The organism is Spongiactinospora sp. 9N601 (assembly GCF_044326295.1).
Taxonomy (GTDB): domain Bacteria; phylum Actinomycetota; class Actinomycetes; order Streptosporangiales; family Streptosporangiaceae; genus Spongiactinospora; species Spongiactinospora gelatinilytica.
The window spans coordinates 144,437-166,428 of sequence record NZ_JBIRBB010000015.1 but is presented as its reverse complement, the minus strand read 5'-3'; the positions used below and the strand labels follow the sequence as shown (position 1 = coordinate 166,428).

At 72.4% G+C, this 21,992-nt stretch carries 20 protein-coding genes; 4 read left to right on the top strand and 16 right to left on the bottom strand.

All coding sequences use genetic code 11. The features are described from left to right. Window positions 1–2: 2 nt before the first annotated feature. The 16 genes from ACH34R_RS32195 to ACH34R_RS32120 all read right to left on the bottom strand — a co-directional run bounded on the left by ACH34R_RS32195 (window position 3) and on the right by ACH34R_RS32120 (window position 17,004). Window positions 3–662, bottom strand: coding sequence for a GntR family transcriptional regulator (locus tag ACH34R_RS32195; RefSeq protein WP_397565328.1), 660 nt, complete (start codon window positions 660–662; stop codon window positions 3–5). Next, the gene (locus tag ACH34R_RS32190) at window positions 659–1,516 is read right to left on the bottom strand and encodes a DUF4438 domain-containing protein (RefSeq protein WP_397565327.1); all 858 of its coding nucleotides are present in this window, start codon (window positions 1,514–1,516) and stop codon (window positions 659–661) included. Before ACH34R_RS32190 ends, ACH34R_RS32195 begins: the two co-directional genes overlap by 4 nt. After that, window positions 1,513–2,373, bottom strand: a complete 861-nt coding sequence (locus ACH34R_RS32185; protein WP_397565326.1) for a DUF4438 domain-containing protein — start codon at window positions 2,371–2,373, stop codon at window positions 1,513–1,515. The genes ACH34R_RS32190 and ACH34R_RS32185 overlap by 4 nt, the downstream gene beginning before the upstream one ends. Beyond that, entirely contained in the window at window positions 2,370–3,716 is a 1,347-nt protein-coding gene (locus ACH34R_RS32180; protein WP_397565325.1) for a TldD/PmbA family protein, read from the bottom strand. The genes ACH34R_RS32185 and ACH34R_RS32180 overlap by 4 nt, the downstream gene beginning before the upstream one ends. After that, window positions 3,716–5,185: a TldD/PmbA family protein gene (locus ACH34R_RS32175; RefSeq protein WP_397565324.1), complete on the bottom strand. Its 1,470-nt coding sequence runs from the start codon at window positions 5,183–5,185 to the stop codon at window positions 3,716–3,718. The genes ACH34R_RS32180 and ACH34R_RS32175 overlap by 1 nt, the downstream gene beginning before the upstream one ends. Before the next feature lie 2 nt (window positions 5,186–5,187). Next, window positions 5,188–6,309 (bottom strand): Gfo/Idh/MocA family oxidoreductase, encoded by a 1,122-nt coding sequence (locus ACH34R_RS32170; RefSeq protein WP_397565323.1) that lies wholly within the window; start codon window positions 6,307–6,309, stop codon window positions 5,188–5,190. Between the two features lie 31 nt (window positions 6,310–6,340). Then, window positions 6,341–7,273 carry an ABC transporter permease gene (locus ACH34R_RS32165; RefSeq protein WP_397565322.1) on the bottom strand — a complete coding sequence of 311 codons (933 nt, stop codon included), beginning with the start codon at window positions 7,271–7,273 and terminating at the stop codon, window positions 6,341–6,343. A 4-nt stretch (window positions 7,274–7,277) separates the two neighbouring features. Continuing rightward, the gene (locus ACH34R_RS32160; protein ID WP_397565321.1) at window positions 7,278–8,183 is read right to left on the bottom strand and encodes an ABC transporter permease; all 906 of its coding nucleotides are present in this window, start codon (window positions 8,181–8,183) and stop codon (window positions 7,278–7,280) included. Between the two features lie 97 nt (window positions 8,184–8,280). Continuing rightward, window positions 8,281–9,252, bottom strand: coding sequence for an ABC transporter ATP-binding protein (locus tag ACH34R_RS32155; RefSeq protein ID WP_397565320.1), 972 nt, complete (start codon window positions 9,250–9,252; stop codon window positions 8,281–8,283). Further along, complete coding sequence (locus tag ACH34R_RS32150; protein ID WP_397565319.1) at window positions 9,249–10,226, bottom strand: ABC transporter ATP-binding protein; 978 nt, start codon at window positions 10,224–10,226, stop codon at window positions 9,249–9,251. Before ACH34R_RS32150 ends, ACH34R_RS32155 begins: the two co-directional genes overlap by 4 nt. Window positions 10,227–10,304: 78 nt before the next feature. Next, window positions 10,305–11,936, bottom strand: coding sequence for an ABC transporter substrate-binding protein (locus ACH34R_RS32145; protein ID WP_397565318.1), 1,632 nt, complete (start codon window positions 11,934–11,936; stop codon window positions 10,305–10,307). 180 nt (window positions 11,937–12,116) lie between these two features. Then, window positions 12,117–13,259, bottom strand: coding sequence for a pyridoxal phosphate-dependent aminotransferase (locus ACH34R_RS32140; RefSeq protein WP_397565317.1), 1,143 nt, complete (start codon window positions 13,257–13,259; stop codon window positions 12,117–12,119). Then, window positions 13,256–14,044, bottom strand: a complete 789-nt coding sequence (locus tag ACH34R_RS32135; protein WP_397565316.1) for an SDR family oxidoreductase — start codon at window positions 14,042–14,044, stop codon at window positions 13,256–13,258. Before ACH34R_RS32135 ends, ACH34R_RS32140 begins: the two co-directional genes overlap by 4 nt. Continuing rightward, the gene (locus tag ACH34R_RS32130) at window positions 14,045–14,947 is read right to left on the bottom strand and encodes a dihydrodipicolinate synthase family protein (RefSeq protein WP_397565315.1); all 903 of its coding nucleotides are present in this window, start codon (window positions 14,945–14,947) and stop codon (window positions 14,045–14,047) included. A 3-nt stretch (window positions 14,948–14,950) separates the two neighbouring features. Then, the gene (locus tag ACH34R_RS32125; protein ID WP_397565314.1) at window positions 14,951–15,976 is read right to left on the bottom strand and encodes a D-2-hydroxyacid dehydrogenase; all 1,026 of its coding nucleotides are present in this window, start codon (window positions 15,974–15,976) and stop codon (window positions 14,951–14,953) included. 89 nt (window positions 15,977–16,065) lie between these two features. Next, entirely contained in the window at window positions 16,066–17,004 is a 939-nt protein-coding gene (locus ACH34R_RS32120; RefSeq protein ID WP_397565313.1) for a MarR family transcriptional regulator, read from the bottom strand. Window positions 17,005–17,183: 179 nt separating this feature from the next. Here ACH34R_RS32120 and ACH34R_RS32115 point away from each other — a divergent pair, with 179 nt between their 5' ends. The 4 genes from ACH34R_RS32115 to ACH34R_RS32100 all read left to right on the top strand — a co-directional run bounded on the left by ACH34R_RS32115 (window position 17,184) and on the right by ACH34R_RS32100 (window position 21,976). Then, complete coding sequence (locus tag ACH34R_RS32115) at window positions 17,184–17,432, top strand: hypothetical protein (RefSeq protein ID WP_397565312.1); 249 nt, start codon at window positions 17,184–17,186, stop codon at window positions 17,430–17,432. Between the two features lie 5 nt (window positions 17,433–17,437). Further along, a complete protein-coding gene (locus ACH34R_RS32110; RefSeq protein WP_397565311.1) occupies window positions 17,438–18,811 on the top strand; it encodes a serine hydrolase in 1,374 nt (457 codons plus the stop codon). A 275-nt stretch (window positions 18,812–19,086) separates the two neighbouring features. Beyond that, entirely contained in the window at window positions 19,087–20,781 is a 1,695-nt protein-coding gene (locus ACH34R_RS32105) for a substrate-binding domain-containing protein (protein WP_397565310.1), read from the top strand. A gap of 22 nt (window positions 20,782–20,803) precedes the next feature. Further along, window positions 20,804–21,976, top strand: coding sequence for an FAD-dependent oxidoreductase (locus ACH34R_RS32100; RefSeq protein ID WP_397565309.1), 1,173 nt, complete (start codon window positions 20,804–20,806; stop codon window positions 21,974–21,976). Window positions 21,977–21,992: the final 16 nt, after the last annotated feature.

The window sequence follows — 21,992 nt, the reverse complement described above, 5'->3', positions numbered from 1 at the left end:
CATCATCTCGCCATTGAGGCAGGTCCGAGGTCATCTTCCGGGAGGGCGGGGTGCAGGTAGTGGTCGTGGATCACTGATTCGATGAGTTTGAGGTCGCCGCTGGCCAGGGCGTCGATGACGTGGCGGTGGCGGGCGACCGCTTCGGGCATGGCGAGTTGCTGGCGGTCCAGGGAGGAGCGCATCAGGGCGTACATGTGGCCGTTCATGGTGCCCCACAGTTCGGCGAGGCGGCGGCGGCCGGAGGCGCGGACGATCTCGTGGTGGAAGCGGGTGTCGATGTCGACGAGTTCGTGCATGTCGCCGGCCTCGGCGGCGGCGGCCATCTCCTCGATGATGCGTTCGAGGCCGGCGAAGAAGCCGTCCGGCAGGCGGGCCAGGGCGTCGCGGGCCGCCGCGGTTTCGAGGACGCAGCGGGCGTAGCAGATGTCGTGTATGTCCTCAGGTGACATCCGGGTCACCATCGTGTAGCGGCGCGGGCTGATGTCCACCAGCCCCTCGATCTGGAGGTCGCGCAGGGCCTGGCGGACGGTGGCGCGGCTGACGCCGTAGTCGTCGGCGATGCCCGCCTCGACCAGGCGGGTGCCGGCCGGCAGCTCGTTGTTGAGGATCTTCCGGCGCAGCGCGAGCCGTACCGTGTCGGGGAGGGACAGGTGCTCGATCACCGGGGCCTTGCTCCTCTCATCCGGCGCAGCGCGCCCTCGGTCAGGCCCAGGCCGTCCCGCGGGCTCGCCGTGACCCGCACGCGCTCCGCCGGGCCGGTGATGAACGGCATCACGCCGGGGCCGTGGCCGGGCTGCGGGCTGTCGCCATGGACCACGAGGCCGACGGTGCGCCGGCCTCTCCGATAGCCCATGTTGTACCGCACATCGACGTCGTCAAGCGAAACGAGATCACCGAGCCGCAGCCCCGCCAGGCCGGGGGTGTCCGGGCCGGTCTGGACGTCGAGGTCCCACATGTGCGCGGGGCGGCCGAGGCCGTTGCCGGCCAGCCGGCTCGGGATGACGCCGCGCACGGTGACCTCCACCCCGTCCGCGTCCACGGTCACCGGCAGGTACGGCAGCAGCTCCGGGTCCAGGTTCAGCAGCTCCACGCCCGCACCCGGCAGCCGCGCCCCCTGACCGGAGGCCCGCACGCTCACCTGGTCGCCGGGCCGCAGCCGGGCCAGGTCGTCCTGGCCGAGCAGCACGATCACCCGCCCGGCCTCGCCGCGCTTGCCGGTCACCCAGCCGCGCGCCCCGGCCGCCGCCCCGGTGCGCACGATCACCTCGTTGCCCACGCAGGCGTACGCGGTCAGCGCGTGCCGGGCGGCCGGGTCGGGGTGGACCAGGCACGCGCCGGGCGCGGCGTGGTCGGCCTCGAAGCCGTACGCCGAGTCGCCCAGCCGTACACCGAGCACGATCCCGCCGTCCCCCACCGGCACGTACGGCCGGCCGTCCGCGTCCACCCGGTACGGCGAGCCCCCCGAGATCCCCGGATGCTCGACCACGCCGAGCAGGTTCATGGCGACGCTCGTCATATGGCGGCCCCTTCGGGGTAGAGCGCGGCCAGGTTGGCGTCCGGGTCGTCCACCAGGTGGAAGGCCGCGGCCGGGCCGCTGATCAGCGTGGAGGGTCCGGGCCCGTGCCCGAACAGCATGCAGTGCCCGGTCGAGATCACGCCGATGGTGACGTGACCGGCCCGGTAGCCCCGCCCGTAGGAGTGGTCGGCGTCTTCGAGGGCGACGAAGTCGCCCACCCGCAGCCCTTCCAGCCCGAGCGACAGATCGGCGGACAGCCCGGCGTACGCGCCCATCAGGTCGGTGTTGGCGAACTCCGAGGGCATGCCGACGCCCGCGCCCATCGCCTCGGCCGGCACCCGGGCCGCCACATGGACCTCAAGGCGGCCGTCGGCGCGGGTGCCGCCGGGCATCCGGGCGAGCAGGTCCGGCGAGCAGTTCTTGACCGTCAGAAGGGGGTGGTCGGCCAGCCGAAGGCCCTGGCCGCGGGCCAGCACGGTCACCTGGTCGCCGACCGTCACCCCGGCCAGGACCGGCTCGGGGAAGTCGGCGAGCACGTACGCGTGCTGGCCGATCACCACGCCCTCGGTCCCGTCGGCGAGCCGTACCACGTTGCCGACGCAGGACAGGAACTGGAGTGCCATGTTGGCGTCGGGGTCGCGATGCCGGATCGACAGGCCGGGCTCCAGGTGGTCGGCGGCGTACCCGGTGGCCGGGTCGCCGGGGTGCGCGCCCAGCGTGACGCCGCCCATGCCGGGCAGCAGGAACGGCCGGCCGTCCGCGTCCACCCGGTAGCCGTTCCGGTCGGCCAGCGGCGGCCACACCTCGCCCGCGAGGACCTGGGTGACCAGCCGATCCGCGTTGGTCCTGACCTTCACCGCGAACCTCCCGCCGGGCCGAAGCGGAAGCCGCGCACGCGCAGCGCGGGGGCGGTGGCGCAGCCGTTCCAGACGTTCATCAGCGGCTGGGTGGCCGGCGTGTCGCCGACCGCGTCCACCCGGGACAGCACGCCGAGCACGCTCTCGGTGAACCGCTTGCCGACCACCGGCCCGGCCAGCCGCCCGTTCCTGATCCGGAAGCAGCCGTCCCTGCTGACGCCGGTGATCGTGGTGGCGGCCGGATCGACGACCCTGGTGTACCAGAACCGCTGCACGTAAACGCCGTCCTCGACCCCCGCGATCAGTTCCTCCACAGAGGTCCCGCCCGGCTCCAGCCGCAGGTTGGCCGGTACCGCCCGCGGCGACTCCTCCCGCGCGATGTGCGCGTGCCCGGTGGACGGGACGCCCAGCCGCGCCGCCGTCGCGAGATCCCCCACGACCTCCCCCACCCGCCCCGCGGACAGGAAGGGCACCCGCCGCTTGGCCGTGCCCTCGAAGTCGAACGGGAACGGCAGGCCCTCCGCCGCCAGCGCGTCGTCCCCCACCGTGATCAGCGAGGACGCCAGTTCCCTGCCCGCCGAGGTGGCGGCCAGGCCGACGCCGTCCCCCAGCGCCTCGGCGGTGAACCCGAACGCGCCGAAGAAGTGCAGCAGCTCCCCCGCCGCGAGCGGCCCCAGCACCACGTCGTGAACCCCGTCCGGCAACTCGGCCGGGGTCCGGCTGCGGGCCCCCTCGGCGACCGTGCGGGCCACTGCGGCGGGCAGGTCCAGGGCGGCGGCCGAGCGGCCGAGGTCGCACCAGTACGACGAGCCGTCCCCGGCCTTGACGGTGAGCGCGCCGGACGCCTCGGTGGCGCAGGCGTACGCGCGCAGCCCGGCGGTGTTGGCCACCGCGAGTTCGGTGGCGGCCCGGCCGTACATGCCGTACGCGAGCGCCCCGGCGTCCTCGGCGGCGCGCATGGTGCGGGCGGCCTCGGCCGAACGCGCGGACACGTCCCAGGCGGCCGTGTCCTCGTGCCAGAGCCGCAACTCCGGATACTCCTGCGGCTCGGCCACATCGATCACCCCGGCGGAGGTGGCGAGGTCGAGCGCCGCGCGCACCGCCCGCGCCGCCCCCGCCGGGTCGGACGTGGCGGCCCGCGCGGTCCGCCCGCCGACGTTCACCCGCACCATGAGCTGGCGTTCCACGATGTCCTGCGGCTGGTGGACGCGCCGCCCGGCGAACCGGGTGTACTCGCCCGCGCGCACCGAAAGGAACGCCTCGGCGGCGTCGGCTCCGGCCGCGTGCGCCAGCGCCGACTCCACGGCGGCCATCGCCCGGTCGCGTCCTTCGTAGGCCCGCATCACGCCACCCCGATCCGCACGCCGCGCACGAGCGTCGGCGCGGCCCCGTGTCCCAGGAACCCCCACTGCTTGGGTTCGCCCTTGCCGCACGGCATGCCGAACGCCCGGAACTCCGCGGGCCCGGCCACCGCCTCCACCGACCCCCAGAAAGCCGGCGTCACGCCGCCGTAGGAGAAGTTCTTCAGCAGCCGCCCCTTGCGGCCCCCGCGCACCTCGTAGGCGACCTCGGTGCCGAACTGGAAGTTCAGCCGCCGCTCGTCGATCGACCAACTGCGGTTGTCGTCCAGGTAGTAGCCGTCGCCGAGCCGGTCGAGCAGCTCGGGCAGGGTGCCCTCGCCGGGTTCGAGGAAGACGTTGGTGGCGAAGCAGACCGGTGGGAAGGCCCACCCGTCGGCGCGGGCCGCCCCGATCGACTCAAGGCCGACCCGGGCGGCGCTGTCCCTGCTGGACAGGAAGTCGACCACGACGCCCGCCTCGATCAGCCGTTTCCTGCGGGCGGGGGTGCCCTCGTCGTCCCAGGCGAAGGAGCCCCGGGTGCCGGGCATGGTCGGGTCGGCGGTGACGTTGACGGCGGGCGAGCCGTACCGCAGGGTGCCGAGCGCGCCGGGGGTGATGAACGACGCCCCGGCGAAGTTGGACTCGTCCCCGAGGATGCGGTCCAGCTCCAGCGCGTGCCCGCACGACTCGTGGATCTGGAGCGCCATCTGGGCGGGGCCGATCACCAGGTCGGCGACGCCGGAGGGCGCGGCCGGGGCGGTGAGCAGCGCCACGGCCTCCTCGCCGACCCTGGCCGCCTCGCGCACCAGCGCCAGCGACTCGACGTACTCCCAGCCCGCGCCCGCCGTGTTGCCGTGGAAGGAGTTCGGATAGGAGCGGCGCTGCACCTCGTGCCCGTCGGAGGCGAACGCCATGACCATCGCGCCCGCCTCCATCAGGTGCTGGTGCTGGCGCGAGCCCGCGCTGTCGGCGTAGTGCCGGTGCTGGCGCTTGGCGGACAGGCCGACCTCGGCGGACACCACCCGGGCGGGCGCGGTCGCGGCCGAGAGGGCGTCGCCGAGCAGGCCGTGCCGTACGTCCGCGCCGAGCGCGAACGGATCGACGGCGACCTCGGTGGCGTACCGGCCGGAGGCGGGCGGGCGCGGCGGCAGCGTCACCAGCTCCGCGCTCGCCGTGGCGGCGGCGCGGGCGGCGGCCACCGCGCGGGCCGCCGTGGCCCGGACGGACGCCGGATCGGACACGGGCGCGGCGGCGAACCCCCACACCCCCTCGCAGAGCACCCGCACGCCCACCCCGAGCGTGTGCTCGGCGCGCTCGTCGGGGGCCGCGCCCGCCCGGCCGTACAGGCGGGTCTCCTCGCACTCCACCAGCCGGACATCGGCGTAGTCCGCGCCGGAGGAGGCGTCCAGGGCCTCCTCGCACAGCGCCTCGGCCGCCGCGTCGCCGGCGAGATCGCCCCAGTCGTGAGCCACGCTCACACCTCCAGCGGGAAGCCGACCCACCGGCGGTCCCGGTAGGAGCGCTCGAAGGCGTTCACGGTCTCCTGCACGAGCGCGCCCTGCCGGAAGTCGCCCTGGTTGGCCTCCTGACCGGAAAGGATCTCGGTGGCGAAGTTCCGGCACAGGTTGGAGTAGAACAGGAACGGCCACGGCTCCCGCGAGTGCCCGTTCTCGGGGAAGAACCGCTGGGGGATCTCCCGCTCGACGAACTCCACCGAGTCCTTGGTGGCGGTCTTGATGGTCTGGCAGATACCCGCCTCGTCCACCAGCCGCACGATGACCGCGCCCTCCGAGCCGAAGATCCGCGCCTCGACGCCGGGGTAGTTGCCGACGGTCACGTACGACGACTGGATCGAGCCGAGCGCGCCCGAGCCGAACTCCGCGATCCACATGTCGCCGTCGTCGATGTTCATCCGGCTCATCAGGCCGGTGTCCCGGACCATCCGCTCGGGGACGAAGTTCCGCATCGTGCCCACCACGGACGTCATGGGCGAGTCCAGCCACCAGTGCATGATGTCGATGATCGGCGCGCCGTACCCCTCGATGGAGGAGACCTGGAGCGTGGCCGGGTCGGCGTCCGGGTCCACCTGGCGCAGCGGTGTGGCCGGGTCGATCCACTGGCTGTTCTGCTCGTAGCCGTTGAAGATGTACGGCGTGCCGACGAACCCGGAGTCGATCAGTTCCTTGGCGTACTGCACGGCCGGCGCGTAGCGGAAGGTGAAGCCCAGTTTGGTCTTGAGCCCCTTGGCGGCGGCCAGATCGGCGGCCCTGCGGGTCTCGCGGTAGTCGTGGTGGACCGGCTTCTCGCACAGTACGTGCTTGCCCGCCTCCAGCGCGGCGACGGAGATCTCGAAGTGCGCGCGGTTGCCGGTGGCGACGTCGATGACGTCGATGTCGGGGTCGCCGAGCAGGTCGCGGTAGTCGGTGACGCGGCGCTCGACGCCGTACTCCTCCCCCGCCTCGGCCACCGCCGCCGCGTCCACGTCCGCGAGCGCGACCACGTCCACCCGGGGGTCACGCTGCCAGCCGGGGATGTGCGCGTCCCGCGCCCACTTGCCCGCGCCGACGACGGCGACTCGCAGCCTGTCCTGTCCCATATCCGTTCTCTCTCTTTCCTTTGAGGGTCGCTCAGCGGCGGTTGCGCACACGCGGGTCGATGGCCGCGTACGCGAGATCGACGAGGAAGTTCATGACGACCACGAAGAAGGCGGCGCACAGCACCGCGCCCGTGATCATGGGGATGTCGAGCTGGTCGATGGCGTCGTACGTCAGCTTGCCGACGCCCGGCAGGCCGAAGACCGACTCGATGATGAGCACGCCGCCGAGGAAGTAGCCGAAGTCCATGCCGATCATGGTGATCAGCGGGGTCAGCACGTTGCGCAGCGCGTGCCGCAGCAGGATCGTCCGCTCGCGCAGGCCCTTGGCCCTGGCGAGCTGGATGTAGGGCGTGCGCAGCACCTCGATCATCTGCGTGCGGGTCATCCGGGCGTACCACGCCGCCCCGGCCAGCCCCAGCGTGAACGTCGGCAGCGCCAGGTACCACCACATCGGGTCGCCCAGCCCGGTCAGCGGGAAGATCGACAGCCGGTACGCCAGGTAGTAGATCAGCAGCAGCCCCACCCAGAACGGCGGCGCGGACAGCCCGACCAGCGCGCCCAGCGTCGCGATCCGGTCGGCCGCCCGGCCCGGCCGGTAGGCGGCGATGATCCCGGCGGGCACGCCGATGACCACCTGCCACAGCACGCCGCCCACCGCGATCAGCGCCGACGTCGGCAGCGCCAGCGCCAGTTGCTCGCTCACCGGCGCTCCGTGCAGGGCGTACGACGTGCCGAGGTCGCCCCGGGCCAGCCGTCCCAGGAAGCCGGTGTACTGCGACCAGAGGGAGGCGTCCAGTCCGAGCTGGTGGCGGATGGAGGCGACGGTCGCGGCGTCGGCGTTCGGCCCGGCGATGAGCCTGGCCGGGTCGCCCGGCACCGCGTACGACATGAAGAAGGCCAGCGTCACCACGCCGAGCAGCACCAGGACCATCTGGCCGAGCCTGCGCAGCACCCACGGGGTCATGGGGTCACCTCCGTTCCGGTGCGGTGGGGTCGAGCAGGTCGCGCAGCCAGTCGCCGGCCAGGTTGAAGGCCAGCACGGTGACGATCAGGCAGACGCCGGGCGCGAACAGCAGCCAGGGCGCGGCCTCGTAGTACTTGCGGCCGTCGTCGATCATCTGGCCCCAGGACGCCTCGGGCACCGGCACGCCGACGCCGAGGAACGACAGCGAACTCTCGATCAGGATCGAGCTGGCCACGCCGAGGGTGGCGTAGACGATGATCGCCGGGACCAGGTGCGGCAGGATGTGCCGGAACAGGATGCGCACGGTGCTCACGCCCAGCGTGCGCGTCGCGGTGACGAACTCCCGCTCGCGCAGCGACAGCACCATGCCCCGGATGATCCGGGCCAGGTACGTCCAGTAGATCAGCGCGATGACCAGCACCACGTTGCGCTGGCTGGGACCGGTCACGGTGATCAGCGCGACGCAGAACAGCAGGATCGGGAACGACATGACGACGTCGGTGATCCGGCTGACCACGGTGTCCACCCGGCCGCCGAAGTATCCGGCGGTGATGCCGACGGCCACGCCGACCAGGGTGGCCAGGCCGTTGGCGAAGACGCCGATCGTGAGCGAGACGCGCGCACCGTACAGCAGGCGGGAGAGCACGTCGCGGCCGTTGGGGTCGGTGCCGAGCGGGAAACCGCCGCCGGGCGCGACGGGCGCGCCCTGGTCGGTCAGGCCCTCGGCGTAGGTGCGCAGCGGGTCGTGCGGGGCCAGCACCGGCGCCAGCAGCGCGGCGAGGGCCAGCAGGATCAGCGCCACGATGGAGATCAGCGCGGGGATGTCGCGCAGCAGGCTGCGCCACGCCTGACGCAACGGCCGTCGCGGCGCCGCCGCCTCCAGACCGGGCACCTCGATGGGCGCGGTCATACGGTCACCTCCGAGCCGGGGCGTCGAGGGTCGTGGCGGTGGCCTCCGGTCGAGCCGGGGCGTCGAGGGTCGTGGTGGTGGCCTCCGGGGGCGGCGGTCACGAGGTCACCTCCGGGGCGGGGGCGTCCGGGACGAGGTGGCAGGCGGTGAGCCGGCCGTCGTCCTTGCGGCGCAGTTCCGGGCGCGTGGTCACGCACTCGTCGGTGGCAAGTGGGCAGCGCGGGTGGAAGGCGCAGCCCGCGGGCGGGTCGGCCGGGCTCGGCGGCTCGCCCGCGAGCCGGGCCCGCGGCCCCCTGCCGCGCCCGCCCGGCACCGGGACGGCGGCCAGCAGCGCCCGCGTGTACGGGTGCCGGGGCGCGGTGAACACCTGGTCGCGGGTGCCGATCTCGACCAGCCGCCCCAGGTACATGACCGCCACCCGGTCGGCGGCGAAGCGCATCGTGGACAGGTCGTGCGAGATGAACAGGTACGCCAGCCCGGCCTCCTCCTGGAGGTCCTTGAGCAGGTTGAGGATCTGCGCACGTACCGACACGTCCAGCGCCGACACCGCCTCGTCGCACACGATGACCGCCGGGTCCACGCCGAGCGCGCGGGCGATCGAGACCCGCTGGCGCTGCCCGCCGGACAGCTCGTGCGGAAAGCGCCTGGCGTAGGAGGCGGGCAGGCCCACCCGGTCGAGCAGTTCGCGCACCCCGGCGGCCCTGCGGCTCGCGGGCACCCCGCGTACCAGCAGCGCCTCCTCCACCGTCGCGCCGATCCGCATCCGGGGATCGAGCGAGTCGTAGGGGTCCTGGTAGACCATCTGGGTCTGGCGGCGGAACGCCTTCAGCGCCGCGCCGCGCAGCTTGGTGACGTCCCGGCCGCCGATCACCACGCGGCCGGAGGTGGGCTCGTTGATCCGCAACAGCGCGCGGGCGATCGTGCTCTTGCCCGACCCCGACTCCCCGGCCAGGCCCAGCGTCTCCCCCGGCGCGAAGTCGAACGACACCCCGTCCACGGACTTCACCGTGCCGCCGCGCCGCCTGCCGAAGTACACCTTGAGGTCCTCGACCTCGACCACGGGGCTCATCCGGCGCTCCGGTCCGCGAAATGGCAGGCGGCCAGGCGTCCGTCGCCCAGGTCGAGCGGTTCGGGGTCCTCGGCCCGGCAGACGTCCGCGGCCAGCGGGCACCGATCTGCGAACGCGCACCCGGTGTGGGCCTGCCCCGGCTGCGGCGGGGTCCCCGGGATGGAGGGGAGCCGCCGCGGGAGTTCGCCTTCCAGGGAGGGGATGGAGGCGAGCAGCGCCCGGGTGTACGGATGGCGGGGATCCTCGACGATCTGGTCGGCGGTGCCGCTCTCCACGACCCGCCCGGCGTACATGACCAGGACGCGGTCACAGAAGGTGGACACCACGCCGAGGTCGTGGCTGATCAGGACGACGGCGGTGCCGAGGTCGGCGGTCATGCCGTCCATCAGGTCGAGGACCTGGGCCTGGACGGTGACGTCCAGGGCGGTGGTCGGCTCGTCGGCGATCAGCAGGCGCGGCGCGCAGGAGATCGCGATGGCGATGGCGACCCGCTGGCGCATGCCGCCGGAGAACGTCATCGGATACTCCCGCAGCCGGGCGGCGGCGTCGGGGATGCCGACCGAGGCGAGCAGTTCGGCGGCCTTGGCGGTGGCCGCGCGGCGGTCCAGGCCCAGGTGTTCGCGCAGCGTCTCGGTGACCTGGCGGCCGATCCGCACCAGCGGGTTGAGGCTGGACAGCGGGTCCTGGAAGACCATGGCGGCCTGCGCGCCGCGCCAGCGGCGAAGTTCGCCGCGGTCGAAGGTGAGCACGTCGCGGCCGTCGAACCGGATCGCGCCGCCGGCCACGGTGGCGGCCGGTCCGAGCAGGCGGAGTACGGCCTGGGCGGTCACCGACTTGCCCGACCCCGACTCGCCGACGATGCCGACGCGCTCGCCCGCCCGCACCGAGAAGGAGACGCCGCGCACGGCGGTGTGCTCCCCGCCGGGCGTGGCGAAGCGGACGACGAGATCCTCGACGTCCAGCAAGGCGCTCATGATTCAGCCTTTCCTGGGGGGCTTGCTCTGGGGGATCGGCCCGGCGTCGGAGGGAGGACGACGCCGGGCCGCGCGGGGTCAGCTCAGCGGCTTGCCGTCGGTCTTCCAGTAGGCGGCCATGTCGAAGCCCCAGATGGGCTGCGGGTGGTAGCCGCCGACGTTCTTGCCGAACACCTCGGTCTTGGTGCCGTAGTACAGCGGCACGATCGGGTTGTCGGCGAGCAGCTTGGCGGTGGCCTCCGCGTACAGCTTCTCGGCCTCCTCGGTGGTGCCCGCCGCGAGCGCCTGGACCACCAGGTCGTCCACTTCCTTGGAGCAGTAGAAGGAGTTGTTCTGACCGCCGGGCACGGCGGCGGCGCAGGAGGTCAGCGCCTGGAAGAAGTTGCTGCCGTCGGGGAAGTCGGCCACCCAGAACCGCAGCGTCATCGGGGCCTTGCCCGGCGTGCCGGCCAGGTCGAAGAACGCGCTCTGCTGGAGCGGGCGGGGCTCGATCTTGACCCCGATCTTGGCGAGGTCCTGCTGGATCTGCGGAAGCAGGTTCGTCCAGGGGGAGGTGTTCCAGGTGTACATCGTGGTGGTGAAGCCGTTCGGGTGGCCCGCCTCGGCGAGCAGCGCCTTGGCCTTGGCGATGTCCTGGTCGTGGACGAGCTTGTCCTCGGTGTGCCCGAGCACGCCGGGCGGCAGGAACTGGTTGGCCGTCTCACCCTGGCCGTTCACCAGCTTGAGCAGGAACGACCGGTCGATGGCGTAGGAGATCGCCTCGCGGACCTTGGGGTCGTCGAAGGGCTTCATCTTGACGTTGAGCGTCAGGTAGTAGGTGGTGGGCTTGGCGATGGTGAGCGTCTGCGGCTTGAGCGCGGCGTTCGCGGTGACCGAGAGGAACTGCGCGGGCGGAATCGGGTCGCCCATCAGGTCGATCTGTCCCTTTTCCAACTGGAGGAGCTGTACGTCGGGGTTGACTCCCAGCTTTTCGATGACCTTGTCCACGTACGGGCGGGGCTTGTCCCAGTAGGCGGTGTTCTTCTCCAGCAGGATCTGCCGTCCCGGGGAGAACTCCTTGAAGGTGAACGGTCCGGAGCCGACCGGCTTGGTCGCCACGTCGTCGCCCGCGTCCTGCGGGATGACCGAGGCGTGCGGCATGGCCAGGATGTACTTGAACGAGGAGTTCGGCTGGGTGAGGCGGATGCGCAGTTCGGTGTCGGAGACCGCCTCGATGCCCTCGGCCTTGCCGCCCTTGGCCTTGTCCGCGCCGGCCACGCCGGTCCAGAAGCCGCGCACCGGCGACTTGGTGGCGGGGTCGAGCAGCCGCGCCAGGGAGTAGGCGACGTCCTGGGCGCGCACCGGGGAGCCGTTGGAGAACGTCATGCCGGGGCGCAGGGTGATCGTGTAGGTCTTGCCGTCCTCGGAGACCTTCGGGAAGTCGGCCGCGGCCTGGGGGACCAGCTCGCTGGTCGCGCCCTTGTAGTCGTACAGGCGGTCGTACAGCATCCGCATGTTGTTCCAGCAGGTGGCGTCGTAGCACACGGCCGGGTCGAAGGTCTTGGGGTCGGACTTGTAGGCGACGGTCATGGTGCCGCCGGCGCGGGGCTGGTCGCCGCCGGGGGCGGGGGTGGTGGCGGTGCCGGTGTTCTTCTGCACGGAACCACAGGCCGCCGCCGAGAACAGGGCCGCGGCCAGCCCTATGAGCAGCAGGGCGCGAGATCTGGCCATGGAATGCCTCCTCGGGATTCACTTCGCGGGGGCTCCCCCGAGGGTCTGAGGCGGTCTTGCAGTGCCGCTTCCGATACTCGTCCCCGCAGTCGCCGATCTTTGGTCGATCGTCGACAATCAACAATATGAGTGGGCGGATATCCGGTCGTCAAGGGTTTGGGATGGGGTGAAATATCTGTTTCAGGTGCTTAGTAATGCGGCCAGGCGTACCAGGCCCTCGGTGATGTCGGCGGGCGCGGCGGCCAGTGACACGCGCACGGACCGCTCACCGGCCGGCCCGAACGCCGCCCCTGGGGCCACCGCGACCTGCCGCTCGCGCAGCAGCCGCAACGCCAGGTCGTGCGAGGGCACGCCGACGTCCACCCACAGGTAGAACGCGCCGGACGGGCGCAGCGCGCGCAGGCCGTGCTCGGCCGCGACGCGAAGGGCCAGGTCACGGCGTTCGCGATAGGCCAGGCGCATGGACTCCACGACGTCCTGCGGGCCGCGCAGCGCGGCCAGCGCCGCGTGCTGGCCGGGCGCGGAGACGCACGAGACCGCCGTCTCCAGCACCTTGGCGACCCGCCCGGCGACCGGCGCGGGGGCCACGACGTACCCGATCCGCCACCCGGTCATCGCGTAGGTCTTGGAGAAGGAGTACACCGTCACGACCGGCGCGTCCGGGGCCACGGCGGCGACCGAGGGCGGCGGGTCGTCGTCCAGCCCGAGCTGGTCATAGCACTCGTCCGACACCACCCACAGGCCGCGCCCGGCCGCCCAGCGGGCCAGGGCGGCCAGCGTCGCGGCGGGCCACACCACGCCCAGCGGGTTGGACGGCGAGTTGACCAGGATCGCGCGGGTGCGCGCGGTGACCAGCCGGTCCAGCGCGGCGAGATCCGGCAGGAAACCGGCCGCGGCCTCCAGTTCGTAGGTCACCGGGCGGGCCCCGGCGAGCAGGGCCAGGTTCGCGAAGTTCGGCCAGCCCGGGTCGGGCACCAGGATCTCGTCGCCCTCGTCCAGCAGGCTCCGGTACACGGCGGCGAGGCCCTGGACCGCGCCCGCGCAGACGAAGACGTCGCCGGGGTCCGCGTCCAGGCCGTTGACCGCGCGGACCTTCGCGGCCAGCGCCGCGCGAAGTTCGGGGATGCCCGCCGTGGGCGTGTAGCGGGTGGCGCCGCTTCGCGCGGCCTCGTGCGCGGCGGCCACGATGTGCGCAGGCGTGGGGAAGTCCGGTTCGCCCATCTCCAGGCGGATCGCGCCGGGGACCTGCCAGGCGGCGTTGGCGATGGCCCGGATGCCCGAGCCGGTGACCGCGTCCACGGACCGGCTGGCCGAAAGGCTCATTGCAGGCTCCGCAGCATTCCGCCGTCGCAGGCGACGGTCGAGCCGGTGACGTACGAGGCCGCCGTGGAGGCCAGGAACGCGACCACCGCGGCGAACTCCTCGGGCCTGCCGTACCGGCCGGCCGGGATGGTCGCCTGACTGCGCGCGCTGACCTCGGCGACCGGAACGCCCTCCCGGGCCGCCGCGCCCTCGTCCAGGGCGGCGACCCTCGGGGTGGCGATCCGGCCGGGCAGGACGCCGTTGACGGTCACGCCGTCGGCGGCGACCTCGCGGGAGACCGTCTTGAGCCAGGCGGCGAGCGCGGAACGGCCGGCGTTGGAGTAGGCCAGCGCCGGGATCGGCTCGCGCACGCCCGACGACAGCACCGCGACGATCCGGCCGAAGCCGCGCTCGCGCATGCCCGGCAGCAGCCGCGTGGCCAGCTCGATCGGTGTCACGGCGAGCATCTGGAAGGCCGATCGCCAGGCGTCCGGGCTGGTCGCGTCGGGCGGGACGGCGGGCGGGCCGCCCGCGTTCAGCACCAGGACGTCCATGCCGCCCAGCGAGCCCGCCGCGGCGGCGACCCGGTCGGCCGCGCCGGGATCGGTGGCGTCGGCGGCGACGACGTGCGGCCTGACACCTGTGACCTGAGCGATCTCGGCGGCCGTCCCGGCCAGCCGTTCCTCGTCCCTGGACCACAGCAGCAGCTCCGCGCCCTCGGCGGCCAGCGCGTGCGCGATGGCCCGGCCGAGGCCGGAGGTCGCGCCGCCGACCAGCGCCCGGCGGCCGTTCAGCCCGAGGTCCATCTACTCGACCTCCAGCCGGTCGGGGCCGGGCGTGAGGCCGACGCGGGCCAGCACGTCGTCCAGCTCGGCGACGGTCACTGCGTCCAGCGCCGCGCCCCGGGTGCGCGCGGTGGTCAGCGCGCCGCGCCTGCGCAGCACCTCCTTGCGCACGGCGAGCCCGATGCCGGGCTGGCCCTCGAAGGCGATGTAGGGCAGGTAGCGGTCGAAGACGCGGGCGGCGCGGGCCCGGTCGCCCGCCTCGACGGCCTGGCGTACCGCCCGGAGGATCTCCGGGAACGCGAAGCCGGTCATCGTCCCGGCCGCGCCCCTGGTCAGCTCGCTGTAGGCGGACACGCCGCCGAGCCCGCCGAACACCGTCAGCTCCGGGGCCGCGGCCAGCAGCTTGGTGATCTTGGGCGGGGTGGGCGGGTCCTCCAGCTTGACCACGCCGGAACCGGCCGCTTCCAGCATGGCCAGCAGCGCCGACACCGGGATCTTGACGCCGGTGGCGTTCGGCTCGTCCTGCACGATGACCGGTACCGGGCTGCCTGCGCAGGCCCTGGCGAAGAACGGGGCGAGGCCGTCCACGTCGGGGGCGAGCGGCGGCGCGGCCACCATGACCCCGGCGGCCCCGTGGGCGGCGGCCCGGCGGATGCGTTCGGCGACGAGCGTCGTGGCGGCGGCCGAGCACCCGGCCGCGAACGGCAGCCGCCCGTCGGCCGCCTTGGCCACGGTGGCGAGCACGCGTTCGCGCTCGTCGTCGGTCAGGCTGGTCACCTCGCCCATCACGCCCAGGATGGTGACGCCGTCGGCGCCCCAGGCGGCGGCCAGTTCCACCGTGCGGGCCAGGCTCGCGGTGTCCAGCGACCCGTCCTCGGCGAACGGCGTCGGGACGATGTACCACGTGCCGTGGAATGCCGTCATTCCTCAGTACCCCTTTTCCCTGTCGAAGACGTTGCGCAGCGGGCGGCCGGCCAGCCACCTGCGGAGGTTGTCGGTGAACAGCTCGGTCAGCAGGGCGTTCTCGGCGTCAATGGTGGAGGCCGAGTGCGGGGAGACGATCACGTTGTCCATCGCCCACAGCGGCGAGCGGGCGGGCAGCGGCTCCTCGGCGAAGACGTCCAGGCACGCCCCGCCGAGCCGGCCGGACGACAACGCGTCCACCAGCGCGGGTTCGTCGATGACCGGCCCCCTGGCGATGTTCACCACCACCGCGCCGGGCGCGAGCGCGGCCAGTTCGGCGGGCCCGATCAGGCCGCGCGTCTCGTCCGTCAGCGGGCAGGCCAGTACGAGCGCGTCCGCGCCGGTCAGCGCCTCACGGATCTCGGTGAACGACCGGGCCTCGGTGAGGCCGGGGACGTCGTACTCGCGGCCCGGCCGGCCGACCCCCACCACCCGCGCGGAGAGGGCGGCGAACACCTCGGCCACCCGGCGGCCGATCCCGCCGAGCCCGACGACCACCACCCGGCTCCCGGCCAGCGAGCGGGTCGTGTAACGCTCCCAGTGCCGTCGCGCCTGCCAGCGCCGCAGGTCCGGTACGCCCTTGACGAAGTGCAGCACGCCCATCAGCGCGAACTCGGCCAGCGGCCCCGCGTGCGTGCCCGCCGCCGTGGTGAACACCAGGTCCGAGCCGGCCAGGCCGTGCCGTTCGACGAACTGGCCGATGCCCGCGCTGGTGGCCTGCACCCAGCGCAGTTTCGGGCAGTTGGCGGGCATCCGGGCCGGTTCCCACCAGTCGAAGTCGAAGCTGATGTCGGCCTGGGCGAGCAGGTCGCGCCAGCGCCGCAGCTCCGGCTCGGCGAGGCCGGGCCGGACGCCGACGTGGTCGGCGGTGTAGCGCGGGGTGGGCAGCAGGTCCGGTTCGTGCAGCACCTCCACCTGGGGGTCGGTGGCGGCGATGGTCTTGACGTGCTCGGCTTCCAGGGGCGAGGCGATGAGAACCTTGAGGCTCAACGGAGATCCTTGGATTGTCGACAATCGACGATGGGCCAGGACAGTAGCACCCCTTTCCGGTCGCGCTCCAGTCCCTGCGGCGACTTTTCTCAGGCCAGCGCGTCGAGCGCGGCCTGTTGCGCGGCGCTCAGCCGCTCGGGCAGCGGGGTGAGCGCGTACGCGCCGGTCTCGGTACGGCTTACAGTACGGCTCTCGGTACGACGCAGCGCGAACGGGTCGGCGATCAACGGACGGCGCTCGACCGCCTCGATCGCGTCCGCGACGCGATCCACCGGCAGGCCCAGCGCGGCGGCCAGCTCCGGCACGGTCAGCGGCCGGGTGGCGTGGGCCAGGGCGGCGACCAGCGTCAGCGCGTCGGCCGTGGCGCGCTCGCTGATGCGGCTGCCGTTCATCGCCGCGCTGACCTGGCCGAAGAACCGGCTCATCTGGGTCAGCCGGGCCGCCGCCGGGGTGCCATGGCCCATGATCTCGGCCCCGCGCCGTGCCGCCGTCGCCACCTCGTCGTGGACGCGGGTGTCGGTCCGCCACGCGCGGGTCCAGGCGTCGTCGCCGATCAGGTACCGTTCGCGGCGGCCACCCGGCACCGGCTCCCTGGTGACCAGCTCCATGGTCTCCAGGTAGCCGATGGTCTTGGACACCGACGCCGGGCTGACCCGCAGGCGGCGGACGAGTTCGGCGGCGGTCAGGCCGGTGGCGTCCGCGGTGAGCAGGCAGGCGAACACCCGCGCGGCCATCCGGGGCAGCCCGGTGCCGGCGAGCAGGGCCGCGAACCCCTCCACGAACTCCCGCACCGGACCGGCGGCGGGCTCCGGGACCGGGGCGGGCCCGCGGCGGCGGGCGCGCGCGCCGGTGGCCCGCTGGGCGCGGTCGGCCGTATAGCCGCCGGGGCCGCCGTTGCGCGCGACCTCCCGGCTCACCGTGGACGTCGGGCGGCCCAGCCGCCTGGCGATCTCGGCGTATCCCGACCCCTCGGCCAGCCAGGCCGCGATGGACCGGCGCTCGTCGTGGGTCAGCCTGCCTCCGGGCATCGGCCCTCCTGTTCGCTGCCTCCAAGTGTGGCGTTCACCCTCAGCACATTGCAACAGCCAATTGCATTAACGAGCAGAGCCATTGCAATTATCCACGGTAATTTGTTGACGAGTTTGGAAACGCAACGTAGCCTTTCCTTGCTTTGAAACAGCCGGAAGGGACAACGAGCATGCATGTGATGGCGGTTTCCACGGTCGCGGACCAGGACGGGTTCTGGGACGCGCTGAAGAAGGCGCACGGCAGGCTGCCCGGCAAGGCCCGGTGGGTCCTGGCCGTGGCGAGCACCGATGGCGGCCGGGCGGTCAACGTCATCGTCCACGACTCGGTGGAGGGCGTGCGGGAGTTCATGGAGGAGTACGCCGGCCCCTTCGCCACCACCGACTACTCCCAGGCCGACGCCGCCAACGCGGTCGGCCTGCCGGAGTAGCGCCCATGGACCTGACCCGTGCCCGCGCCCGGACCGCCGAGCTGCTGGCGGAGTACCAGATCCCGAGCGCGGTGATCGGCGTCCTGCGCGACGGCCGGGTCACCACGTTCGCCGAAGGCGTCAAGGACGTCCGGAGCGGGGAGCCCGCCACCACCGAGACGATCTACCAGATCGGCTCCATGACCAAGACCTGGACCGCGCTCGCCTTCATGCGCCTGGCCGACGAGGGCAAGGCGGGCCTGGACGAACCGGTCCGTACCTACCTGCCCGGCTTCCGGGTCGCCGACCCCGAGGCCACCGCCAAGGTCACCCCGCGCCACCTGCTCGATCACACGAACGGCATCGAGGAGAGCTTCGGCGACCCCGGCGAGGGCGACGACGTACTGGAACGGATGGTCGCGGGCATCGCCGACGCCCCGCAGGTCCACCCGCTCGGGCACACCCACGGGTACAGCGCGGCCCTCGGCTACGCGATCCTCGGCCGGATCATGGAGGTGATCGAGGGCGCGCGGTGGGACGACATCATGCGCGACCGCCTGTTCGGCCCGCTCGGGCTGACCGGCACGAGCACCCGCCCCGGCCAGGTGGACCGGGGCCGGGCCGCCACCGGGCACATCGTCCGCTCCCGCGCGGAGGGGCCGATCGGCACGCCGCTGCCGTACCTGCCGCGTGCCTTCGGCCCCGGCGGCAACGTCAATTCCACGGCCGGTGACGTGCTCGCGCTCGCGTACGTCCTGCTGAACGGCGGAAAGGCCCCGGACGGCACGCGGATCGTCTCGCCGGAGGCCGTTTCGGAAATGACCCGCTCGCGGGTGCCGGTGCCCGATCCTTACATGTTCGGGCCGGAGTGGGGACTCGGCCTGATCGTGTGCGACTGGCATGGCCATCCGGTTTACGCGCACGACGGCAGCACGGTCGGCCAGAACGCCCGGCTGCGCATTCTTCCCGATTCCGGCATCGCGCTGACGATGCTCACGAACGGCGGGCCGCGCGAGCCGTTCTACCGGGAGGTGTTCAATGAGATCCTGGCCGAGTTGGGCACGGTCACCATCCCTGACCTGCCGAAACCCGTTCTGGGCGGGGGGCTCGGCCTTTCCGCGTACGCAGGCGTCTATGAACGGCCCGGCACCCGCTACGAGGTGACGGCGGAAGACGGGCGGCTGTATCTCACGTTCGCGATGAACGCGATGGAGGCGCGGTTTCTCGGCAAACCCGAGCAGGTCAGGCGCGAACTGCTGCCGGTCGGCGAAACGCATTTCCTGATGCCCTCCGACGACCCGCTGGAGGACCCCCAGACCGTCGCAATCTACGATTTCACGGACGGCGGCCCGGCACGCTACCTGCACACCAACTGCCGGGTGAACCCGAGGACCGGCTGAGCCCGCCGCCCGCACCCGTCTGTTAACACCGCGGACGGCCGAAGTTAACGGCGGCACGGATAGGGTCGACTATCCGGGTGACCGGCTGGTTACTGGCACTCAGAAAGCCCTCCGGTCAGTGGTGGCTGACGGGGACATGCCACCCCGCCATCGTGCCGAATAGAAAGCTCCCGACTGCACCCTGAATTTGCCTTCGGCGCTGTGGTTCCTGGGCACGACGTCGTCTCTTCGGACGACCTCGTTCAGCCGACTCCCGAGGGACCAAGGAAACGACGGTGTTATTCGGCATCGAATGGGATTTCGACTCGGTCATCGCCGTCCTCAGCCTGGCCATCCCGCTGGGCGCGTTCGTCTGGGAGTTCGCGGTCGTCCGCCGCAAACGGCTGGGGTACCGCGTGCAGATGGACACCCTCGCCACCGACACGGCGCACGCGCCCAGCGCCGACGTGCTGTCACGGATGCACGAGGACGGCAGGGAGCTGGACGAACCGTCGTTCGTCCTGCTGCGGATCGAGAACGCGGGCTGGATGGAGATCGTCGAGAGCGACTATCTGACCCCCGAGGCCGACAAGGCCGGCATCCGCGTGACCTTCCGGCAGCGCCGGGTCGTGGGCATGGCGGTGACCGAACTCAGCCAGCCCGAACTGCGCGACTTCTTCATCACCCAGGACGACAACGGCGATCTCGTCGAGGCCGCCGGCTTCGGAATCGGGGAGGAGAACGGCGCCGGCGTCATCAGGCTGCCCAAGGTGAAGCTCAACCCCCAGGCGCACTACAAGGTGCTGGCGGTGCTGGAACGCCGCTCCGGGGAGCCGGGGGCCAAGTTCCCCAAGCCGGAGTTCCGCGCCGACGTGGCCGGGCGGCACAATCGCCTGCTCCGCTGGCTCGGCTGGATGTCCCGGCTCAAGCTGGCGGCGACCGAGAGCCACACGTTCGCCTCAAAGCCCGCGCTGTTGCTGATCGCCCTGCTGACGGCGGCGGCCGTGGCGCAGTCGAGCATCACGTTGTTCCTCCGCCCGGAGCCGCCGCCGCTGGACTGCGTCGGCGGCACCCTTCACCTGCACGGTTCCACCGCCTTCGGGCCCGCCGTACGCCGGGCCGCCGAGACGTACGTGAGCCTGTGCAAGGGCAAGGGGGCCCGGATTCCCATCAATGACGGGACCTTCCTCGGCAGCACCCCGGGGCTCGACGCACTGGAGCTGGCCGGGAAGAAGGCCGGCGCCCGCGGCACGATCGGCCCCGGCGACCACATCGCCTTCACCGACGGAAAGCCGGCCCCAGGCACGCACTCCCGGCTGCTCTCCCACCCGGTCGCCTACTCCGCCTACGCCCTTGTCGTCAACGAGAAGGCGAATGTTAGTAACCTCACCCTGAGCCAGATTCGCGATATCTATGCCCAGAAGCACACAAAATGGTCTGATGTAGGCGGCGCTCCGATTCCCATCGAACTCGTCGGCCGAAACGCCGGTTCCGGGACCCGGACCGCCCTGGAGCAGCGCGTCCTGAACGGCCGGCCGAGCAAACCAGGGTCCATCGCGGGCGACTGCGCCCTGCTGCCGAATTCCGAGAACCGCTACTGCGAGGTCAACAGCACGCAGAGCCTGCTGCGGAAGGTGGCCGAGATCGACGGCGCGCTCGGCTACAGCGAGGCGAGCAGCGCCGACGGCGCCCCCGCCAACGTCGTGCGACTGCGCATCGACCAGCAGCCGGCGTCGCTGCAAGGCATCGAGCAAGGCGGCTACCCCTACTGGCAGACCGAATTCGCCTACACCTACCGCGAGCTGCCCGCCGACTCCATCGGGGCCGCCTTCCTGCAGTACCTCACCGACCAGGGCGGCAAGAACATCCTGCGGACGTTCGGCAACCGGCCCTGCTCCGACACCCGGCACCCGCTGCTCTGCATGCCACCTCCCCCGGCTGATTTCCAGCCGATGTCACATTCCGCCACGCCAAGCCCTCCTAGGAGGTGAGACAAGCGGGAAAGGGATGAACGTGGCTAAAAGGATCGTTGTGGTGGGCGGCGGGCTCGCCGGGCTCACCGCGGCCATCACGGCCGCCGAGGCCGGGGCCGAGGTGACGCTGTACGAGGCGCATCGGGAGGTCGGCGGCCGTGGCCGCGCGACGAGCGGGCCGTACGTCGCGCACGAGGGCGCGCACGTCTTCTACGCCGACGGGCCGCACTGGGGCTGGATGGTCAAGCGCGGGCTCACCGGGCCAGTGGGCAAGCCGCCGCTCCGGCAGATGATGCAGATCGGCTTCATCCGCGAGGGGCGGCTGCACCGCCTCCCGCCGCTCGGGTTCCTGCGCATGATGCTCACCCACGGCGGCCGGCCCATCGCGCCCATCGACCAGGACTTCCACTCCTGGGCATCGGCCCGGTACGGCGAGGAGGCCGCCAGAGCAGCCGCGAACGCGATCAGCGTCGTGACCTTCGACGCCGACACCGGCCGGCTGTCGGCGGCCTTCGTGTGGGACCTGCTGTGGCGGGTCTTCGCGCCCAAGCCGCCCGCGGTCCGCTGGGTGATCGGCGGCTGGCAGGCGGTCATCCGGCGGATGGAGGCCCACGCCCGGCGACTGGGGGTGCGGATCGAACTCGAATCCAGGGTCACCGAACTCCCGAAGGAACCGACGATCGTGGCGACCGAACTGTCGTCGGCGCGCGGGCTGCTCGGTGACTCCTCGCTGCGCTGGGAGGCCGGCAACTGCGTGATGCTCGACCTCGCGGTCCGGTCCGGGCCGCGGGACTGGTTCATCTGCTGGGACCTGGACACCGGTGGGTTCCACGAGAGCTACTCCATGCAGGACCCGACGACCGCGCCCGCCGGCGAGACGCTGTTCCAGCTCGACATGCCCATCCAGAAGGGCGAGAGCAGGGCCGACGCGCGGGCCAGGGTGGAGGCGTTCGCCGACCTGGCGGTGCCGGGCTGGCGGGAGCGGGTGACCTGGCAGCGTTCGGCCGCCGCCAAGGGTCGTACCGGGGCCCTGGACCTGCCGGGGTTCACCTGGCGAGACCGTCCGGCGATCGAGCGCGGCGACGGGGTGTTCCTGGCCGGTGACATGGTCGCGGCCCCGGGCATGCGCGGCGAGATCTCCATGAACAGCGCGGTACGGGCGGCGCAGGGCGCGCTCCGGGCGGCCACCGGCATGAGCCGGTCCGCCTCCTAGCCATGGGCGAAGGATT

Excerpts from the sequence above, each read along its gene's own strand:
- ACH34R_RS32180 (WP_397565325.1), bottom strand. The coding sequence starts at position 3,716 with ATGCGGGCCTACGAAGGACGCGACCGGGCGATGGCCGCCGTGGAGTCG.
- ACH34R_RS32155 (WP_397565320.1), bottom strand. The coding sequence starts at position 9,252 with ATGAGCCCCGTGGTCGAGGTCGAGGACCTCAAGGTGTACTTCGGCAGG.
- ACH34R_RS32145 (WP_397565318.1), bottom strand. The coding sequence starts at position 11,936 with ATGGCCAGATCTCGCGCCCTGCTGCTCATAGGGCTGGCCGCGGCCCTG.
- ACH34R_RS32110 (WP_397565311.1), top strand. The coding sequence starts at position 17,438 with ATGGACCTGACCCGTGCCCGCGCCCGGACCGCCGAGCTGCTGGCGGAG.
- ACH34R_RS32135 (WP_397565316.1), bottom strand. The coding sequence starts at position 14,044 with ATGGACCTCGGGCTGAACGGCCGCCGGGCGCTGGTCGGCGGCGCGACC.
- ACH34R_RS32170 (WP_397565323.1), bottom strand. The coding sequence starts at position 6,309 with ATGGGACAGGACAGGCTGCGAGTCGCCGTCGTCGGCGCGGGCAAGTGG.
- ACH34R_RS32160 (WP_397565321.1), bottom strand. The coding sequence starts at position 8,183 with ATGACCGCGCCCATCGAGGTGCCCGGTCTGGAGGCGGCGGCGCCGCGA.
- ACH34R_RS32115 (WP_397565312.1), top strand. The coding sequence starts at position 17,184 with ATGGCGGTTTCCACGGTCGCGGACCAGGACGGGTTCTGGGACGCGCTG.
- ACH34R_RS32165 (WP_397565322.1), bottom strand. The coding sequence starts at position 7,273 with ATGACCCCGTGGGTGCTGCGCAGGCTCGGCCAGATGGTCCTGGTGCTG.
- ACH34R_RS32120 (WP_397565313.1), bottom strand. The coding sequence starts at position 17,004 with ATGCCCGGAGGCAGGCTGACCCACGACGAGCGCCGGTCCATCGCGGCC.
- ACH34R_RS32150 (WP_397565319.1), bottom strand. The coding sequence starts at position 10,226 with ATGAGCGCCTTGCTGGACGTCGAGGATCTCGTCGTCCGCTTCGCCACG.
- ACH34R_RS32130 (WP_397565315.1), bottom strand. The coding sequence starts at position 14,947 with ATGACGGCATTCCACGGCACGTGGTACATCGTCCCGACGCCGTTCGCC.
- ACH34R_RS32190 (WP_397565327.1), bottom strand. The coding sequence starts at position 1,516 with ATGACGAGCGTCGCCATGAACCTGCTCGGCGTGGTCGAGCATCCGGGG.
- ACH34R_RS32140 (WP_397565317.1), bottom strand. The coding sequence starts at position 13,259 with ATGAGCCTTTCGGCCAGCCGGTCCGTGGACGCGGTCACCGGCTCGGGC.